Here is a 589-nt window from a genome sequence, read left to right as displayed (position 1 = left end):
AAAAAGAGGCAAAAACTTTGGCACAGTTGACGGGATGGAATATCCAAGATATCCGCCGCAAGCTAAAGCTACCTGCAACTGGTACTCAGGGTAGTTCTTTCTGGCGCACAATCTGGAAATAGTCTGCTTTGTTGACAGCGACAGCAAAGTAGACACAATTTAGAAGCCAGAATCATAAACATGCTTCTGATTCTGGCTTCTAGGCATTTTGTTCAATCGTAATATCCAAGAAAACCTGAATTCCCAATCCCTATGAAACCCTTAAGAATTCTCATTGGCTGTATCCTCTCTGGAATCCTTCTCCTGAGTTTCACGCCTACAGCCTTAGCCTTTTGTGGCTTTTATGTCGCCAAAGCCGATGCCAGTCTCTATAACAAAGCTTCTCAAGTGGTGATTGCCCGCGATCGCGATCGGACAATTCTGACGATGGCAAACGATTATCAGGGCGACATGAAAGACTTCGCACTCGTCGTTCCCGTACCCACTGTGCTTAAACAGGAGCAAGTTCGGATTGGCGAGTCCAAAATTATCGAGCGACTCGATGCCTTTAGCGCACCGCGTTTGGTAGAATACTTTGACTCCGACCCTT

At 46.2% G+C, this 589-nt stretch carries 1 protein-coding gene; it reads left to right on the top strand.

The window, feature by feature from the left end; translation table 11 throughout:
* Window positions 1-252: 252 nt before the first annotated feature.
* Window positions 253-589: DUF2330 domain-containing protein (locus tag ACP2WE_RS26025; RefSeq protein ID WP_425218425.1), on the top strand; the 337-nt coding region annotated here is incomplete at its 3' end.

This window comes from Tumidithrix helvetica PCC 7403 (assembly GCF_965232925.1).
Taxonomy (GTDB): Bacteria; Cyanobacteriota; Cyanobacteriia; order Pseudanabaenales; family Pseudanabaenaceae; genus Tumidithrix; species Tumidithrix helvetica.
Note: the sequence above shows the minus strand (reverse complement) of the source record. Positions and strands in the feature narration are given on the sequence as shown.